This window comes from Arenibacter aquaticus (assembly GCF_003957295.1).
GTDB lineage: Bacteria > Bacteroidota > Bacteroidia > Flavobacteriales > Flavobacteriaceae > Arenibacter > Arenibacter aquaticus.
In genome coordinates, this window is the sequence record NZ_RQPJ01000003.1 from 297,009 (window position 1) to 315,826 (window position 18,818).

The following is an 18,818-nucleotide window of genomic DNA, read 5'->3' on the forward strand; positions in this document are numbered from 1 at the left end:
CTTTTTAAAATTCAACATTTAGACCTAGTGAATAATTTGCCATTACAGGACTATATCCCCAAGTATAGGTTGACCCTACTTCTGGATCCCATCCACGCCATTTTGTAAACGTATGCAAGTTCTTTCCACTTATGAATAGTCTTAAACTACTAAAACCAAGTTTTTCAAGAACTTTCTTATCAACATCATATGATAGGGAAACATCCTGAATACGCACAAAGTTTCTTTGCATATATCTGTTAGGCTCGTAGGTTGCGGCAACATCCAACCTTCTAAACCTGGCATCTGTATTCTCTGGCATCCAATAATCCCATGCTCCTGTTGGAAAATTCTGAGAATCGAATCGCTCCAGAATAGTGTTCGATCCAAAAATCAAAGCATCGGTTCCATAATAGTAATCCTTTCCTCCCTGAATGGAATTGATAAAGGCGTACAAACTAAAATTCTTGTAACGAACCGTATTAGCGATACCAAAACGATAACCAGGGTCATTATATCCCAAAATTTTTCTGTCATCAAGGGATGAATAAGCGCCATCATCATTTAAATCGGCAATCTTATAGGTACCGGGAAAAAAACCATTGGGAATATTCCCAGCTTCTTCATCGGCCAATTGCCACATACCTGTAATCTCATAATCATAGACCACATTGGTAGGCTCCCCTATGAACAACTGATCTGAAGTTAAATCATCTTCTATACCATCTCCATCATTATCTATCCCCAAGACTGATACAATTTCATTTCTGTTTCTGGAATAGTTAAACGTAGTTTCCCATTTCAAATCCTTATTATTGATCCATTTACTGGTCAAAGAAAATTCAAGTCCATGGTTTTTAACTTCACCAATATTGGTATTGATACTACTAAAACCAGAAGTAGTGGGCAAATCAATAGCATAAAGGATATCTTTTGTAGAATTGTTATAATATTCCACATTACCCGTAAGCTTTGAATTAAAAAAGGCAAAATCAGCACCAAGATTCAATCCTGTTGTAGTTTCCCAGCCTAATTCATTATTAGCCAAAGACGAGATCGACTGTGTTATGGTGGTTGTTCCGCCGTCTCCAAAAACATAACCATAATTACCGTCTACCGTTGCATTTACTACAGCCTGGGTATCATACCTACCTATACCCCTACGACCTGTAGTACCATAGGACCCCCTAAGTTTCAAATAATTCAACAATTTGGAATCTCTATTGAAAAAGTTCTCCTCACTAACTACCCAGCCAAAAGCCATGGATGGAAAGACACCAATTTTATCCTCTGTACCAAAACCAGAGAAACCATCTCTCCTTACGGTACCCGTCAACAAATATTTGCTATCGTAGTTATACTGCAAACGTCCCATGGTATATAAACTCGTTTCCTTTTCCGCACCTGTATTAACCCCGTACAGACTAGCATCACCGGCCTCTAGGGAATTATACCCTAATATATCATTGGTAAAATTTTGTGCATTCACATTGGTAAAAGAATAATTGCGCTCTTCCACACCATAAAGAAGTGTAGCGCTTATATTGTGCACCCTATTAAAAGTCTTGTCGTAACTTAAAATATTATCCACTGTCCAATCATAATAAGTTGCCCCATTTTTATAACCATAACCCGTGAAATTTGCATCTGTTGGATCAAAATTATTATGATTAACCGTTCTATAATTTTGTGAAAAGTTGATTCGATAATTCAAACCATCTATCGGCAATTTAACGTCTGCATGTATGTTGGCAAATAGGTTTAAGTGCTTCTCCTCATCATCGGTTTCAAGATCCAACAAAGGATTGGTCCATGTAGCCTGAAGTATTTGCCTGGGGGTAACACCATCATCCTCGTACAAAGGTGTCCATGGCATTACCAAAGACGCAGTAGCTACACGTGGGGTCTCACCATCATAGTCACTGGTAGTAACAAATGTTTCTGTACCTACCTTCAACCAATCATTGATAGTAGCATCCAAGTTCATACGATAATTCACTTTCTTATATGTATCGTTTATTACAAATCCCTGAACATCCGTTAGACCTCCTGAAAAGAAGTACCCAAAATTCTCAGACCTACCGGTAACACTAAGATTATGATTATTGATATAGCCATCGCCCGTAAGCATATCGTACATACTATTATCCGTGCCATTATTGTAGCCGTCTATCATTTGGTTTGTAGGAAAGAATTTAGTAATATCAAATGTAGGATCTGAATCCAAATACCCAGACTCTTCTGTTCTAGAACCATTTTCCCAATAAGCATCAGGTAAAAACCCTTTCAATTCGGCCGCACCCATTGGCTCCAAAGCCGTATTGGTAGGGGTTTGAACCGCATAACTAGCAGAATAACTTATCTGGGGCTTGCTAACAACTTTACCTTTTTTGGTGGTTATCAATATCACCCCATTGGCAGCCTGTGAACCATAGATGGCAGCAGAACTGGCATCCTTTAAAACATCTACCGATTCAATATCCGCCTTGTTCAAATCAACAAGATTTCCCCTATATATAATTCCATCCACTACAATTAGAGGTTGATTTGCCGCCGAACCGCTGGAAAGCGAATTCTGCCCCCTAATAGAGATGGTTGGATCTTCACCGGCTGCATCTGTAGCGCCAATATTCAATCCTGCGACAGAACCTTGCATGGCAGACAAAATAGAAACATTGGGAACTTCCGCCATTCTTTCCACATCAACACTAGTAACAGCTCCGGTCAGGTCACTTTTCTTGGCAACACCATATCCGATGGCCACAAATTCTTCCAAACCAATAATATCCGATTCCATGCTAACATTCATAGAATCACCTGTCACCGTAACTTCAAGGGTTTTCATACCTATGTATGAGAAAACCAAGACGTCATTGGCAGCAGCAGAAATAGAATAGTTTCCATCAAAATCCGTAACCACCCCTGTACTTGTACCTTTTACAACCACAGAAACACCTGGTAAAGGACCATCAAACTCATCTACCACCACCCCTGTAACAGTATTCTGAACTACTTTATTGGGAGTCGTCATACTTTTGGGCGAAATGATAATCTGCTTATCCATTAAGGAAAAGGCTACATCTTCACCGGCAAAAAGATTCTCGAGGATTTTGGAAATTTTCCACTCATCCACATCTATACTTACCTTCTTCTCTACATTAACTAGATTATTGTTATAAACAAAGAAAAACTCACTGCTTTCTTCAATTTGGGTCAACACCTGTTTAATGGAAGTATTCGTCACATTAAGCGACAGCTTCGTATCCTGCGAATAACTGGATGACGGAGCCGCCATAAAAGACGACAAACACATAATTAAAACAATTAATTTCATAATGAGGAACATTTTGGAAGACGGAAACACCTTTAAGGCTTTCCCTACCATTAACTTTTTTTTCATAATTTTGGTATGGTATTAATTAATACTATGTTACTTCCTGAATTCTCAGTTCAGGGGAATCTTTAGACAGGGAAGTGCGACAACACTTTCCTGTTTTTTTTAACTATACTTCATTGGCTCAATTGTTTTGGTTGTTTTTATTAGAGTTTTGCTGTTTTGTTAATTTTTCACGGACAGTACAACCTTCCTTCTACTAAAGCTACCATCCTCTTGTTTTTGGGATCCCCCTATTTTATACTCCATTGGAGACGACAAGCTTAATAACTTAAGCACCTGCTCCAGGGATTCGTCATTAAACGTTGCCGTAAAGCGGTAATCCTTTAATTCACTATCCGCAATTTCTATGTCAACGTTGTACCATTTTTCCAGTCTACTTACCACTTTCTCTATGTGATCTCCGTAAAAGATAATTTTGCCATCCTTCCAGGCGGTATACTTGGCTATTTTAGCCTCTCTGCTACGGGACAATTTTCTCTCAGCAACATTGCACTCCACCACATCATTGGGCTTAAGGACCATTAACTCTTTTCGGTTTTCACTTTCTCCCTGTACCAGACTCACCTTGCCTTCCACCAATGCTACTTCCATAGTATCATATTCTTCGTAGGCGGAAACATTAAAAGAGGTACCGTACACCTTTACATCCACGTTGGATGTGTTTACTATAAAAGGTTTTGATTCATTTTTAGTTACTTCAAAATAGCCTTCCCCATCCAGATCCACTACCCTTTCATCTGTACTATCAAAATTAATGGGGAACCGCAGCGTACTTCCAGAATTAAGCCATACCGTGGTGCTGTCTGACAAAAGCAATTTGGTTCTAGTTCCATAAGACGCCTTAACCTCTTGGTATACTATTTCAGAGCTACCACTTATTAGTTGATTTGCCCCTAACAGATAATTGAACAAAAATCCTAAGGCCATGGCCAGTATTAACACTGCCGCAACCCGAAGATTGCTATAGCCTGATTTACTTTTAAACCTAAATTCCGGTATACGTTTTTTTGTTTCTAATAGGGACGCCTCTATGTCAATAGAATTGGAAAGCACCAATTGCCCCGATCTTTTCCATAATTTCTCGTAAACATCAAACTTATCCTGATTCTCCTTAGACAAGGATATCCATTGGTCCAAGAATGTTTTTTCCTCTGAGCTTAGCCTACCTTGAAAAGATTTGGCTATCATTTGTTCAATATTTTTTTCCTTTTTTTCCAATAGCTTTATAAATGCGGTTCAATAAGATGACGATCCTTAAAGCCCCCTACCCTACGTTTGTGTAAAAAAAAAGTTAAATTATTGTTTTAAAACCATTCAAAAACAATCAATAAAGCATTGCCCAAGGCCTTAACCTCCCCAACAAACACAAGGGCTTAAGACATATACTCAAAAGAAACTTTAAAAAAATAGTAAATGTGAAAAAAATTGGCAAAAAACCAGTTTTTTTTCAAACAGAACTAACAAAAGCCTGCTATTAGATAAAAAGACGTTACAAGAACACCAATGAAATGACACGGACAAGATTCCAGAAAGACTGGAAAATAGTATTACATAAAAAGTAGAAGATAGGCCTTGTAATTTAACACTAACTATATGCATGCTCAATATCACAGCCCTTTGGACCAATAAGTAAATTGACTTACAATTTTGAAGCAAAAAACAAAATAGCCAGTAACAAGATAGCAAAATAGGGTTGTAGATCTTTACGCAGCAGCCTTAATGCCCTACTTAAAAGTGCTTCGACCGCTTTACTTGAAATATTCATTTTATCACCAATTTCCTTATAGGTAAGATTCTCGAACCTACTGTACTCAAAAGCCATTTTACTCTTTTTGGGAAGAGCGGAAATAGCATTAACCAGTAACTCCTCAAATTCCCGGGTCAATAGGGTGTTCTCCGCGTTTACCACAAACTCCTCCATTTCCAGTTTATCATGGAGTTTTTCCAAGGTCTTCATTTGCCGTATATGATCTATACACCTGTTTCGGACCATAGTAGACAGATAAGCAGGAAGGCTCTTTATGGTATCTGCATTATGCCGATTGGCCCATAGGCGTACAAAACAATCCTGCACCAGACTTTGAGACTGATCCACATCATAAACATAGTTAACGGCATAGGCACAAAGTCCCTTATAGTACTTTCGAAAAATACTATCAAAGGCTTCTTCCTTTCCATTTTTCAATTCTGAAATCAAGAATTCATCGGGGGCTTGTTCTTTACATTTCATAGTCTCACTTTTACTTAGGCTTGCCAACTGTCATCAAACCTGTGCCAACAACAGTTAGCAATGGGACAATCATACTACATTCCCCCAAATGCTTATTTAATGAATGACAAAATTCTCTTTCTCACTTTAAACCAACCGTTGTTTAAATCACCGTCACATTCCTCTATCAATATTTTTTTCAATTTCTCAGCTACCTCCTCATTACCTTCAAGTAGATTCTTCTCTTCCTTATAATCCTCTGGCAGATAGTATAATTGAAATATTTCATCGGCTGCAAAATATCTGAGTTTCCAACCATCGTTAGACACAATTGCAGGACCCATAAACGAAGAGTACACTACATAATCATGCTCTTTGTGATTTTCACCTAACAACTCAGGAAGGTAAGAAACCCCATCTTTAAACTCAGGCAATTCAAAACCAACCAAATCGGCCATAGTAGCCATAAAGTCGTAGTTTGCAACCAAGGCATCGGAAGTTACTCCCTCCTTAATTTTTTCTGGCCACCTCACCATCAATGGCACTCGCACGCCTCCTTCCCAATTACTCCTTTTAACACCGGCCATACCATCATTGCCATCAAACACATCACCCGCCAATTCACTATAATATTTGGTATTGACATCATCAAAGAACTCCCCGGTCTGCATATTTCTAACCGGCTTCAATATTCTACCTTCCTTGGTATAGTATATTTCATGGCCATTATCACCGGTAAAAACAACCATAGTGTTATCATCCAGCCCCAAAGCTTTTAATTCATTCATAATAATCCCCACATGGTCATCCAACATTTTCACCATAGAAGCATATTCCTTCTCTATCTGTGTAAGCCTGTCGTCATTTACAAAATCTTCATGCACGCTAGGTATAGCAACGGGACCATGAGGTAATTGGGTTGGATGGTACAAGAAAAATGGCTTGTCCTTATTATCCCTTATAAACGATACTATTTTTTCTATAAACAGATTTTGGGAATAAACGGCCTTACCTTCCATATTCCATCGCTCAGCATAAGCTTTCTCTGTTTCCTTCTCCATAGTCTTTCCACAATTGGCCCAGGTATTACCTTCTATATTGACCAAATTGCCATTTTCAAATAGAAAAGGAGGGTAAAAGCCATGACAACGTACATGATCCAAGTATCCATAATAATAATCCCAACCATGTCTTTTCATCTGCTTATCTGTGGTAGAAAAACCCCATTCCAGTTTACCAACTTCCCCTGTAACATAACCTGCACTCTTGAAGATTTCAGCTAGAAAGACTTCATTTTCCGGAATCTCACCCAATTGATCGTTCAACTTCCGTTCTATTTCTTCTTGATCCATCTTGCCTCTGGAAATATTCATATAGGCACCTCCAGCAGTTATTTTCCAACGATCTATTTGCGCATCGTGGTACCCAGAAATTAAACTAGCCCTTGCCGGAGCACAAAACATGCCTCCATAGGCATTTTCAAAACGCATGCCTTCCTTGGCTATATTATCAATATTAGGTGTGCTAATTATCTTCTGCCCTTCAGAGGACAGTAAGCCCCTGCCTAGATCATCTGCATAAATAAGTATCACGTTGGGTTTTTCCACCTTGCTATTTACTTCCTTTTTTACACCCGAACAACCTACAATTACCAAAACCGCGGTCAATAATCCAAAACAGTTTTTTACACTCATACCTTATATATATCAAATAAAATTCAAAAAAAAAATCAAACAGTCGTAAACAATAATAGTTCACAATAGGCAAAAATTCCAAGTCTATTTTTCGAAATATGTATTTTGCACCACTTATTAATGACAAATTAATATTCTATAACAAACAAGGCACAACCCAGTTCTTAAAATATTTTATAAATATAAATAAATAAGCGCAAAACATTTTGTTTAAAATTAATGTTAATTTAAAACTATACAACAAATATCTGATTATCAATTATTTAAATGTCCAAAAATATTACACAAAGTAATTTTAATGCATAAATTTTTCTATGAAACTTGTCCATCTTCCTGATTAAACCTACTTTTAAATCATATTTTACAAAGTATTATTCATGCATTGTAGTTTTCACAGCGAATACGATTTCGTAATTAGGAATATATGGATTCAAAAAAAAGAACCTTACATACCTCTTAAAATTTAGAAACAAGTCCATAAGAAATTCGATACCATCATTATAGATATGAAACATTTGAACAAATTTGCTGTTCTGGGTTTAACACTATTCTGTTCCCTTTTTTATTCCTGTGCGGAAAAAGAAGAAACTGCCCTGAGCACTGCCCCCAATATTCTTTTTATACCTGTAGACGACCTTCGTCCGGAACTTGGTTGTTACGGCAACACCGCTATTAAAACGCCCAATATTGATCGTCTGGCACAGGAGGGTGTTGTATTTAATAGAGCATATTGCCAACAGGCCGTTTGCAACCCTTCCAGAGCAAGTTTGCTAACAGGCTTGCGGCCCGATTCCATACAAGTATGGGATTTAGCCACCAAGTTTAGGAACAATGTGCCAAACATAGTTACCCTGCCGCAATATTTTAAACAAAATGGCTACACCACCATTGGCCTGGGCAAGACCTTCCATAATGATATACCCGACTCCATATCTTGGACAGAAAGACCTCATTTAAAGGGATTTCCTTATGACCCCGACGCTGTTTATGCCACCCAAGTAAATCTAGATATACAGGAAGCCAAAAAGCAAAAACTGATTTCCCAGGGTAAAATTAAGTTGGATCCTCTAGGCCAATGGTACCTTAAGGCCAATGCTACCGAAAGTGCGGATGTGGATGACGATGCGTATTACGATGGGGCACAAACCACCTATGCCATTCAAAGATTACAGGAATTGGCCACGGAGAAAAAGCCATTTTTTCTTTCTGTAGGCTATTACAAACCTCATTTACCATTTAATGCACCCAAAAAATACTGGGATCTTTATAATAGGGACTCCATCCCCTTGGCAGATAATCAATATCCACCAAAAGGCAGTCCAAGTTTTGCCGTTCATGGCGACCAAGAATTAAGAAATTATGACGACAGCCATGGGTTGCCCAAACCAGCAGAACAGCCCTGGGACATAAACAGACAACGAGAATTAAAACATGGTTACTATGCCAGTGTTTCCTATACCGATGCCCAAATAGGCCGCCTGATGGATGAGCTAAAAAGATTGGATCTATTAAAGAATACTATTGTAGTTCTTTGGGGTGATCATGGATGGAAACTGGGCGAACACAATGGATGGGGAAAAATGACCAACTATGATATAGATGCCCGAGTACCTATGATTGTAGGTGGTGGCAAGATCAAGGCAAAAGGCCAAAAAAGCAACGCCCTTACCGAGTTGGTAGACATATACCCAACACTGTGTGAACTGGCCGGATTACCCGTACCGTCACATTTACAGGGAAAGAGTTTTGTTCCTCTACTGGACAAACCGGAGCAAAAATGGAAATCCGCTGCCTATAGCCAATATCTTCTTGGCAGATTTGGGCCCAAAGAATATAGGAAAAATGAGCGAATGGGATATTCCGTAAGAACAGACCAATATAGGTACATTAGATGGTACCTATGGGACAAGACTTCAAAAACCAAGGGTGAATTTCTAGGTCATGAGCTTTTTGATCACTTTGCAGACCCTCAAGAAAACATCAATTTGGCCAATGAAGCAGAGGCAAGTGAAGAAGTAGATGCGCTTACAGCACTAATTCATAAACAATTTAAACTAAACAATTAACCCAAGCAGCTAGACTGGTGTAAAGGATTAAATAGTTTATAATGCACACAAAACTAATCCATACTAAACATAGGGTAAACCCATATATCATACGTCTCTTAAATAAGATAGCCATATTTATCCAATCCACAATGATTCCAAGCATGATAGCAACACAATTAAAAAAAAGAGCACTATTACTTTTCGTAATTTGTGTGTCATTCTTTTCCAATGCCCAAAACCCCAATACCAATGTCGTTTTTATACTAGTTGATGATCTTGGCTGGATGGATATTGGTGCCAATGGCAGCAGCTTCTACGAAACTCCCAATATAGATCAGCTAGCCAAAGAAGGTATTCGTTTTACACAAGCCTATGCTTCTTCCCCTATTTGCTCCCCAACCAGGGCTTCCATTCTAACTGGAAAGAACCCTGCCAGGATAGATCTGACGCAATGGATTGGAGGTCCTGGGAATCCGGAATATAAAAGAAACCTGCCGTTGGAAGAAGTATTGTTCCCTGAACTGCTTCAGGAAGCAGGCTACAAAACCGCTTTTATGGGCAAATGGCACTTGAACAATATTGAAGGCGGAAAGGCCTTTTGGCCCAACGAACAAGGATTTGATGTAAATGTAGCTGGACATTTTAGAGGAGGACTTTACATTAAGAACAAGTATTTCTCTCCATGGAATATTCCCAACTTGGAAAACGGACCCAAGGGGGAATATATGACCGACAGGTTGGCGGACGAAGCTGTTAAGTTCATAGACCAGAATGCACAGAACCCCTTTTTACTGTACTTTTCATTTTACCAGGTACATGCCCCATTTAGCGCCCCTGCAGATAGAGTTGAGAAATACAACAAAAAGAAAGATAGGTTTGGGTTTACTGACGAAGAACGTTTTGCTGAGGAAACAAGTGGAGAAAAACCATTTACCTACAGAAAAACCCAGGACCACCCCACATATGCGGCCATGGTAGCATCTATGGACATGGCCGTTGGTAAAATACTTAAAAAGATAAAGGACGAAGGTATTGAGGACAATACCGTAGTAGTATTCTTTTCGGATAATGGTGGACTCTCTACCTCAGAAGGTACCCCTACGGCCAACACTCCCCTAAGGGCCGGTAAAGGATGGCTTTATGAGGGAGGAATACGGGAGCCGGCCATTATTAAATGGCCTGGAGTGGTAAAACCTGGAACTGTATCCGATGCCATTATAACCAGTAATGACTTCTATCCTACCATTTTGGAAATGACCGGCCAACCCCTAAGACCGGATTTGCATGTAGATGGAAAAACTATAGTTCCCATATTAAAAGGAGAATCCAAAAACATACACGAATCTACCTATTTCCACTACCCACATAAATCCAACCAAAAAGGAGGTCCAAGTAGTGCCATTAGGGACGGGGATTACAAATTGATCGTCTTTTTGGATAATTACAAAATGGAACTTTACAACATAAAGGATGATATTGGCGAAAGAAAAGATCTAGCTTCAGAATTACCGGAGTTAAGGGATCATTTATACAAAAAACTATACAAATGGTGGGATGAGGTCGATGCTAAATTCCCAATGGAATTCACAAAAATAGCACCGACGAATTAAATCTATAATACCTTAAAAATTTAAAATGAAGCAAATAAAACTTATACTGCTATTTTTATTCTTTCTTCCCCTAGCCACTTCCAATGCGCAGAAATCCAAAAAGATCAAAGTAGCCTGTATTGGAAACAGTATCACCTTTGGATATGGGATAAAAGACCGATTGAAGAATGCCTATCCCGAACAATTGGCCCGTATGTTGGGAGAGGGGTATGAGGTAAGGAACTTTGGTATTAGTGGTCGCACCCTATTATCTAAAGGGAACATGCCATACATAGAAACCCAGGCCTATAAAAATGCCCTAGCCTATAATCCGGATATCGTTATCATAAAGCTGGGCACCAATGACAGCAAGGATTTTAATTGGGTGCACAAGGATGATTTTGAAGGAGATTATCTAAAACTCCTTGAATCTTTTCAAAAGTTAGAGTCCAACCCCAGTATTTATCCCTGTCTGGCAGTTCCTGTCTATAAAAAGGGCAGGAAAATAAGTGCAGAGGTCGTAACCAATGAGGTGAACCCCAGAATAAAGGAAATTGCCAAAGAACAAGGTTTAAAATTAATAGACCTTTATACGCCTATGCTGGACAAAGGGGAAATGTTCCCTGACGCCATACATCCCAATGGAGAAGGGGCTGGTGAAATAGCCAAAATTATTTATGAGAACCTTACCGGTAAAGAGGCTGTATTGGTGGATCAGAATTTCCCCGGAAAAAAGTCGGACTGGAAAGGATTTACCAAATACAGTTTTGAATTTAATGGAAAGGATGCCTTTGTAATAGAGCCTAACAAACCACTAGCGGGAAAACCATGGGTTTGGAGAGCACGATTTCCCGGATGGCATACCGAAATGGACAGTATTTTAGTATCCGAAGGCTACTACATTGCATACTTGAACACCAATAACCAATTTGGGAGCCCTAAGGCCGTGAAGTCTTGGGACAGGTTCTACAAGTATCTGATAAGATCACATGACTTTAATAAAAAAGTAGCCTTGGAAGGTGTGAGCAGAGGCGGATTATTTATCTACAATTGGGCCAAAAAGAATCCGGAACTAGTTAGTTGTATTTATGCTGAAGCCCCAGTTTGTGATTTTAAAAGTTGGCCTGGCGGATTTGGAACTGGTATAGGTTCTGAAAAAAGCTGGAGCATTCTAAAAGAGGAATACGGATTTAAATCTGATGCCGAAGCAAAAAAATATGCCAACAACCCTATAGATAATCTTGATGCCTTGGCCCAGGCAAAAGTTCCTATCCTGCATATGATCAGCTTGACCGATTCTGTTGTTCCTTCAACAGAAAACACCCTACCCTTTGTTAACAAATATCTGGAACTGGGAGGCATAGCAACAGTGGTCACCTGCACAGAAGGCAAACAAACCCTTCACGGACATCATTTTCCCATTGAAACGCCACGATTGGGAGCAGACTTTATTAAGTACTATAATACTCCTGAAGCCAAGCCTTTACAGTCTTCGGCCTACCATCAATTAAGGGGAGGCCTACAAAACAGTCAGATCAAATTTGAACACGAGAAAAAAGGCAGGGTGGCCTTTTTAGGTGGATCCATTACCTATAACGGGGGTTGGCGAGATAGCATTACCAATTATTTAAAAAATAGGTTTCCAGAAACCCAGTTCGAGTTTATTGCAGCGGGCATTCCCTCAACAGGTTCCACTCCGGGTGCCTTTAGGATGAAACGTGATCTTTTTAAAGATGGGCCAATAGACCTTTTATTTGAAGAGGCAGCAGTGAACGATGCTACCAATGGCAGAACAGATGAGGAGCAGATCAGGGCCATGGAGGGCATTGTACGCCATGCCCGTAACCTAAACCCAGCAACCGATATCGTATTCATGCATTTTGTGGATCCCGGTAAAATGAAATTATACCGTCAGGGCAGAACACCCAAAGTGATAAAAAATCATGAAAAGGTGGCCGAGCATTACGGCATACCCTCTATAAATCTCGCCTTGGAAGTAACGGAGAGGATAGATGCTGGAGAATTTACATGGAAGGATGATTTTAAAAACCTTCACCCCTCCCCTTTTGGACAAGGGGTTTATGCACGCTCCATGATTGCCTTTTTGGAAAATAACTGGACGGGACCTGCTGCCGAAGACGATAAGATTAAAAGCCATAGGCTGCCCAAACCCTTAGACGAACTAAACTATGACAATGGGGAGCTTATAGATATTTCCAAGGCCAAAACCAGTGGAGATTGGGAAGTGGTATCCAATTGGAAGCCACAAGATGGCAAGGGTACCAGACCCAACTACACAGATGTACCGATGCTTATAGGCGAAAAAACAAACAAGGGGAAAGCCACGTTGAACTTTGTTGGCAATACTGTAGGAATTGCCGTAGCAGCCGGACCTGATGCCGGAATTATTGAATATAGAATTGACAATGGGAAGTGGAAAAAATTGGATCTGTTGACCAATTGGAGCCGCAGCCTGCATCTGCCCTGGTTCTTTACCTTGGCAAGTGGATTGGAAAACAAACAACACAGATTACAAATTAAAATAGCGGAAAAAGATGACCCAAAAAGAACCGGGAACACTTGCAGGATACGCTATTTCTACATAAACAAATAACACCTATAACATTAAGAGTACCCAATGATCAAGCAATCGATAAAACAATTTTTCAGCAGACTTTCAATACTTTTAGTAGTAATGCTCTGCCTAGGCCTTAAATCTAATGCCCAACAACCTCTTAAAGTCATTATTTTGGCCGGACAGTCCAACATGCAAGGCCATGGAGAAATGGAAAAAGGGGAAAAAGGGGAAAAAGGCAATCTAAGATGGGTAATTAACAATGACCAAGAAGGTGCATACCAGCACCTAGTGGACGAAAATGGAGAGTGGTCGCAACGCGATGATGTGTTTATCCATACTTGGGATAAATTCAATACCATTAAAACAGGAAAGTTAAGTGCGGGATACGGTGCATTTGATACCACTATTGGTCCGGAACTGGGCTTTGGCCATGTTGTGGGAGATCATTATGACAACAAGGTACTCCTTATTAAAACCTCTTGGGGCGGTAAGAGCCTGGCGGTTGATTTTCGCCCTCCTTCAGCGGTAAGCGATTCAGGGTACAAACGCCTACCTGCCCAACCAAAGGATACCGGATACTACTATGTACAAATGCTTTCCACCATCCACAAAGTACTGGACAATTTGCACCAATATGTTCCCGAATACCAAGGAGAAGGGTATGAACTAGCAGGCTTTGGATGGCATCAGGGATGGAACGACCGTGTTACCAAAACCGCCAACAAATACTATGAACAAAATTTAGTGCATCTTATCAAGGACATCCGAAAAGATTTGGGCGCCCCCAACCTTCCTTTTGTTATTGCCACTACTGGGATGAAAGGATGGGAAGACAAGGACCCAAGGGCTATTTCTCTAATGAATGCCCAAATGGCAATGCCCTCTTACCCAGAATTTAAGGATAATGTATCCGTAGTAGACACACGGGATTTTTATATACCTATAGATGATTCACCTTCAAAACAGTTCTATCACTGGAACAGAAACGCAGCGTCTTACCTCAAGATAGGTGAAGCATTGGGGAAGGCTATGATTGCCTTAAAGGAGAAACAAGCTGCTAAAAACATACATCAAGAAATAAGAAATGTAGCTAGCTTTGACAGTAAGTACCTAACCCCTACCCCACCTATGGGTTGGAATAGCTGGAATGCATTTGAAAAAGACATTGACGAAAACAAGATAAAGGAAATTGCAGACATCATGGTAAGTTCCGGAATGCGCGAGGCAGGTTACAAATACCTTGTCCTGGACGATGCCTGGATGGCAGCGGACAGGAATGAAAAGGGTCAATTGGTAGCCGATTCCATCAAATTTCCAGGAGGTATGAAGGCCATTGGCGATTATATCCACAGTAAGGGACTTAAATATGGTATTTACGAATGTAGGGGTGATAAAACCTGTCAGAACCTACCGGGAAGTTTTGAGCACGAACAAACGGATATGAATTCCTTTGCGGAGTGGGGCGTGGACTATATTAAACTGGACGCCTGTTTTGCCAGAAAAAATGGAAGATTATCCTCAGAGGATTTTGATGTTTACCATCAGGCTATCCTTCAAACGGGAAGGCCTATGATATTAAGTATATCAGACTTCGGTAGTGGCGCCTGGGCATGGGGAGGTAAAAATTATGGCCAACTGTGGCGTACCTCCATGGATATCTACCCTAGGATACAATCTGTATATCGCTGTGCAGAAACCTCCGGAGGAGATGGTGCCATTCACCCAGCATTTAAGGGGTTATGGCAATTTGCCGGACCAGATAGCTGGAACGATCCGGACATGTTACAAGTAGGCAACCTAAAAAGTACCGTGGAGGACAAGGTTCATTTTAGCCTATGGAGTATTTTGGCCGCCCCCATCATGGCGGGGAACGATCTTCGTTCCATGTCAAAAGAGATTAAAGACATTCTATTGGCAAAAGAGGTTATCGCCGTTAATCAAGATCCTAGGGCACACCAAGGGTACCAGGTGTATGATAAGGATAGCCTTGAAATATACAACAAGCCGCTATCAGATGGTACTACTGCCGTATTGCTGCTCAATAAAGGGCAAAAAAAATCGGATTTAACAGTGAACTGGGAACAAATTGGTTTAAGTGGCCCCCAAAATGTAAGGGACCTGTGGCTAGAAAAAGACCTTGGTACATTCAACGGTTCATTTACCGCCAAGAATTTAGGAAAACACGAACACCTATTACTTAAAATAGGTACAGTTGGGAGTACCATTGTGCCAGGTCCAACCCCCATACCGGAGGAAAAGTATACGGTGACCCAAGAAGGAACCACTTACCTAAGTGATATTTACTATATGCTAAAAAAAGGAAATGCCCCGGTAGTGGACAAAACCTATCACGGCAAACCTATCAAAATAAGCGGTAAAAAATATAGCAAGGGTCTAGGGGTCAAAAGTAAATCGGAAGTGATGTACAGGCTGAATGGAAAGGCAGATCGTTTTCAGGCAGTAGTGTCACTGGATAAAAGTTCACCAAAGGGAGAGACGGGCAGATTTCAAGTGATGGTTGAAGAAAAATTTGGCGGAAGGATACTATTTGATAGTGGCCAAATTAAAAAAGGAAAAGTTAAAATTGATATAGACGTTAGCGGCCTAGACTTTATACTACTGGATTTTTCCGGAAAAAAAGTATTTGGTAATTGGGGTAATGCCAAAGTAATATCAAAATAGTTGATTTTACTGTTAGCTACCCATCAACATACCTTTTAAAAAAAGAGGCAAGAGGTATAAATTTATAGAATGTATTCCATGAAAAAGAACAAATCCACCATAAAAATGAACAATCTGCGCTACAACTTAATTTTAATGGTATCCATTGTGGTAATCTGCCATATAGCCCTTTTTGGCTATTACAATTCCACTAGAACAACCATTGGTAAAAGTTCCGATTTGGCTATCAATAGTTTATCGGATAGTGAAATATTAGAGGAGCTACAAGGCAATGATTTTTTAAATGCCAACGCTCAGGACTTAGACGATGCCTATTGGATTACGGACAACCGTAAGCTACCAAAAAAAGATTCCCTCTTTTACCTTGACCGCCCCGCTCCTATTTTTAGAAAGGAGTTTAAGACCAAGAACAAGCTAAAAAAGGCAACGCTCTATATTACCTCCGCTGGTTATTACAAAGGAAGCATAAATGGGGAACCAATTGGTAAAAACATTCTGGATCCGGCTTGGACAGATTATAGCAAGAGAACGTATTATACGGAATACGATATCACCTCACAGGTAAAAAAAGGCAGCAATAGCCTTGGGGTAAGTTTGGGCAATGGTTTCTACAATCCGCTACCTCTAAGAAAGTGGGGGAGAAGAAATTTAAGGAAGGACCTTAGTGTTGGCAAACCTACTTTTATTGCTAAACTGGTATTGCAATATGAGAACGGTGATACCCAAAGTGTCGTAACGGACGATTCATGGAAGTATTCCTACGGACCAATCATTAGAAATAGTGTCTATTTGGGAACAGTCTATGATGCCAGACAGGAAATAAGCGGATGGCAAAAAGCAGGGTTTTCTGACTCCTCTTGGACTCCGGCCATTATTGGCAAGGGGCCTGGCGGCAACTTGCAAAAGGCCTTTTTCCCACCGGTACAAGTTACAAAGACCGTAACACCTGTTTCGGTAAACACGCTGGAAAACGATGTTCATATAGTAGATATGGGCGTTAATTTCACGGGAACTTATAAGATTAAACTTACTGGTAAGGTAGGTGACACCATAAAATTTAGGTTTGGGGAGCGTATTTATGATGATGGTAGCTTAAACCCCATGACCACCGTTATAGGCCAGATAAAAAGAAAGGGCGTAGGCGGTCCCGGTGCCCCGGACATAGCTTGGCAAACAGACAGTTATGTTATGGGCAAAAATGGTACTGCTTGGTTTGAACCAGAATTCACCTATCACGTTTATAGATACATGGAAATTAAAGGTTTAAAAAAAGCGCCAAAAACTTCCGACATACAAGGTCTTTACTTGCATTCCAACGTAAGTAATGCAGGTGATTTTAGCAGTTCTTCGGACCTACTTAATAAGATTCAAGAGATTAGTGAAAGAAGCTTTTTAACCAATTTGGTAAGTGTTCAATCTGATTGCGCGGCCCGAGAAAAATTTGGATATGGTGGCGATTTAAATGCTACCAGCGAATCGTATATCAACAATTACGATATGCGCGGTATATATCGTAAAACGGTCTACGACTGGATAGATGCCATGAAGGATTCCTCTTTTGTGGATACCGCCCCATTTGCAGGGGTTCAATACTGTGGTATTAGCTGGGAATCTGCCTACCTTACCACCCAATATTATCTATATCTCTACTATAATGATACTGATTTTGTCAAGGAACTTTATGAGGAGAACAAGAAATGGATGGAAAAAGTGGCCAGCATTCACCCGGAGGGAATGGTAAACAAGGGATTAAGCGACCATGAGTCCTTAGAGCCCGTGCCTGTACAGCTTACAGGTACTGCCCACTACCTTCAATGTGCTGAAATTATGGAAACCTTCGCCAAAGAAGTGGGCGACAAAGCCAATGAAAAGAAATACAATAGTCTGGCCAAAAAGCTTCGCGGTCTCATAAAAGCGAAATTCTGGGATAAACCGGTCACGGATAAAATAAATAGGCAAACATTATTTTCTACTTTGCTCTACCACAACATTATACCAGAAAACCAATTGGAAGCCGCCAAGGACTCTCTGCAAAAAGCTTTGAAAAATGGCCCTAACGGCCACCTAAATACTGGGATTTTTGGTACCAAATACGCCTTGGAGACCATTTCCAAGCACCTTTCGCCCGAAACGGCCTTTGAGGTAGTAAACAGCAGGGAATTTCCAGGATGGGGATTTATGGTAGACAACGGGGCAACGACCATTTGGGAAACGTGGAAAGAAAGCGATGGCGTTTTTTCCAATAACCATCCCATGTTCGGCTCTGTATCAGAATGGTTCTATAGATGGTTGGGAGGTATACAACCAGATCCTGAGCATCCTGGTTTCAAAAAATTCATCCTATCCCCTTCTACACCAGCCGGACTGGATTATGTGAATACCAAATACGAATCCCCTTTTGGAACTATTGTTTCCAATTGGAAGAAAACAGCTGAAAACACATATAAATATTCCGTTGTAGTTCCAAAAGGAAGCTCCGCCGAGCTTAGGTTAGGTTTAGATAACTCACAAAACTTAAAGGTTTATAAGGGCAAAGAGGTATTGGGCTCCATTTCGGATAAAGCGCTTAAATCAGGAAATTTTGAACTTAAAGAAGGTAGCTATACGTTAATTGTATCACCAAAATTATAAACAATCCACCC

9 protein-coding genes are annotated in these 18,818 nt (G+C 40.2%); 5 read left to right on the plus strand and 4 right to left on the minus strand.

Annotated elements, in window-relative coordinates; genetic code table 11:
- Positions 1-4 precede the first annotated feature (4 nt).
- The 4 genes from EHW67_RS08275 to EHW67_RS08290 form a co-directional block, all read right to left on the minus strand.
- Positions 5-3,379: a TonB-dependent receptor gene (locus EHW67_RS08275; RefSeq protein ID WP_126161910.1), complete on the minus strand. Its 3,375-nt coding sequence runs from the start codon at positions 3,377-3,379 to the stop codon at positions 5-7.
- Between the two features lie 159 nt (positions 3,380-3,538).
- A complete protein-coding gene (locus EHW67_RS08280) occupies positions 3,539-4,564 on the minus strand; it encodes a FecR family protein (protein ID WP_126161911.1) in 1,026 nt (341 codons plus the stop codon).
- A 451-nt stretch (positions 4,565-5,015) separates the two neighbouring features.
- The gene (locus EHW67_RS08285; RefSeq protein WP_126161912.1) at positions 5,016-5,606 is read right to left on the minus strand and encodes an RNA polymerase sigma-70 factor; all 591 of its coding nucleotides are present in this window, start codon (positions 5,604-5,606) and stop codon (positions 5,016-5,018) included.
- 92 nt (positions 5,607-5,698) lie between these two features.
- Positions 5,699-7,279, minus strand: coding sequence for an arylsulfatase (locus EHW67_RS08290; RefSeq protein WP_126161913.1), 1,581 nt, complete (start codon positions 7,277-7,279; stop codon positions 5,699-5,701).
- A 506-nt stretch (positions 7,280-7,785) separates the two neighbouring features.
- Here EHW67_RS08290 and EHW67_RS08295 point away from each other — a divergent pair.
- From EHW67_RS08295 to EHW67_RS08315, 5 genes are all read left to right on the plus strand, one after another.
- Positions 7,786-9,345 carry a sulfatase gene (locus tag EHW67_RS08295; protein WP_126161914.1) on the plus strand — a complete coding sequence of 520 codons (1,560 nt, stop codon included), beginning with the start codon at positions 7,786-7,788 and terminating at the stop codon, positions 9,343-9,345.
- A gap of 41 nt (positions 9,346-9,386) precedes the next feature.
- Positions 9,387-10,937 (plus strand): sulfatase, encoded by a 1,551-nt coding sequence (locus EHW67_RS08300; protein ID WP_202911933.1) that lies wholly within the window; start codon positions 9,387-9,389, stop codon positions 10,935-10,937.
- A gap of 25 nt (positions 10,938-10,962) precedes the next feature.
- Complete coding sequence (locus EHW67_RS08305; RefSeq protein ID WP_126161915.1) at positions 10,963-13,530, plus strand: SGNH/GDSL hydrolase family protein; 2,568 nt, start codon at positions 10,963-10,965, stop codon at positions 13,528-13,530.
- Positions 13,531-13,554: 24 nt separating this feature from the next.
- The gene (locus EHW67_RS08310) at positions 13,555-16,176 is read left to right on the plus strand and encodes a sialate O-acetylesterase (protein ID WP_126161916.1); all 2,622 of its coding nucleotides are present in this window, start codon (positions 13,555-13,557) and stop codon (positions 16,174-16,176) included.
- A 78-nt stretch (positions 16,177-16,254) separates the two neighbouring features.
- Positions 16,255-18,807, plus strand: a complete 2,553-nt coding sequence (locus tag EHW67_RS08315) for a family 78 glycoside hydrolase catalytic domain (RefSeq protein ID WP_202911934.1) — start codon at positions 16,255-16,257, stop codon at positions 18,805-18,807.
- The last annotated feature ends 11 nt before the right edge of the window (positions 18,808-18,818 follow it).

Coding starts and splice junctions, on each gene's coding strand:
- EHW67_RS08275 (WP_126161910.1), bottom strand. CDS start 3,379: ATGAAAAAAAAGTTAATGGTAGGGAAAGCCTTAAAGGTGTTTCCGTCT.
- EHW67_RS08280 (WP_126161911.1), bottom strand. CDS start 4,564: ATGATAGCCAAATCTTTTCAAGGTAGGCTAAGCTCAGAGGAAAAAACA.
- EHW67_RS08285 (WP_126161912.1), bottom strand. CDS start 5,606: ATGAAATGTAAAGAACAAGCCCCCGATGAATTCTTGATTTCAGAATTG.
- EHW67_RS08290 (WP_126161913.1), bottom strand. CDS start 7,279: ATGAGTGTAAAAAACTGTTTTGGATTATTGACCGCGGTTTTGGTAATT.
- EHW67_RS08295 (WP_126161914.1), top strand. CDS start 7,786: ATGAAACATTTGAACAAATTTGCTGTTCTGGGTTTAACACTATTCTGT.
- EHW67_RS08300 (WP_202911933.1), top strand. CDS start 9,387: ATGCACACAAAACTAATCCATACTAAACATAGGGTAAACCCATATATC.
- EHW67_RS08305 (WP_126161915.1), top strand. CDS start 10,963: ATGAAGCAAATAAAACTTATACTGCTATTTTTATTCTTTCTTCCCCTA.
- EHW67_RS08310 (WP_126161916.1), top strand. CDS start 13,555: ATGATCAAGCAATCGATAAAACAATTTTTCAGCAGACTTTCAATACTT.
- EHW67_RS08315 (WP_202911934.1), top strand. CDS start 16,255: ATGAAAAAGAACAAATCCACCATAAAAATGAACAATCTGCGCTACAAC.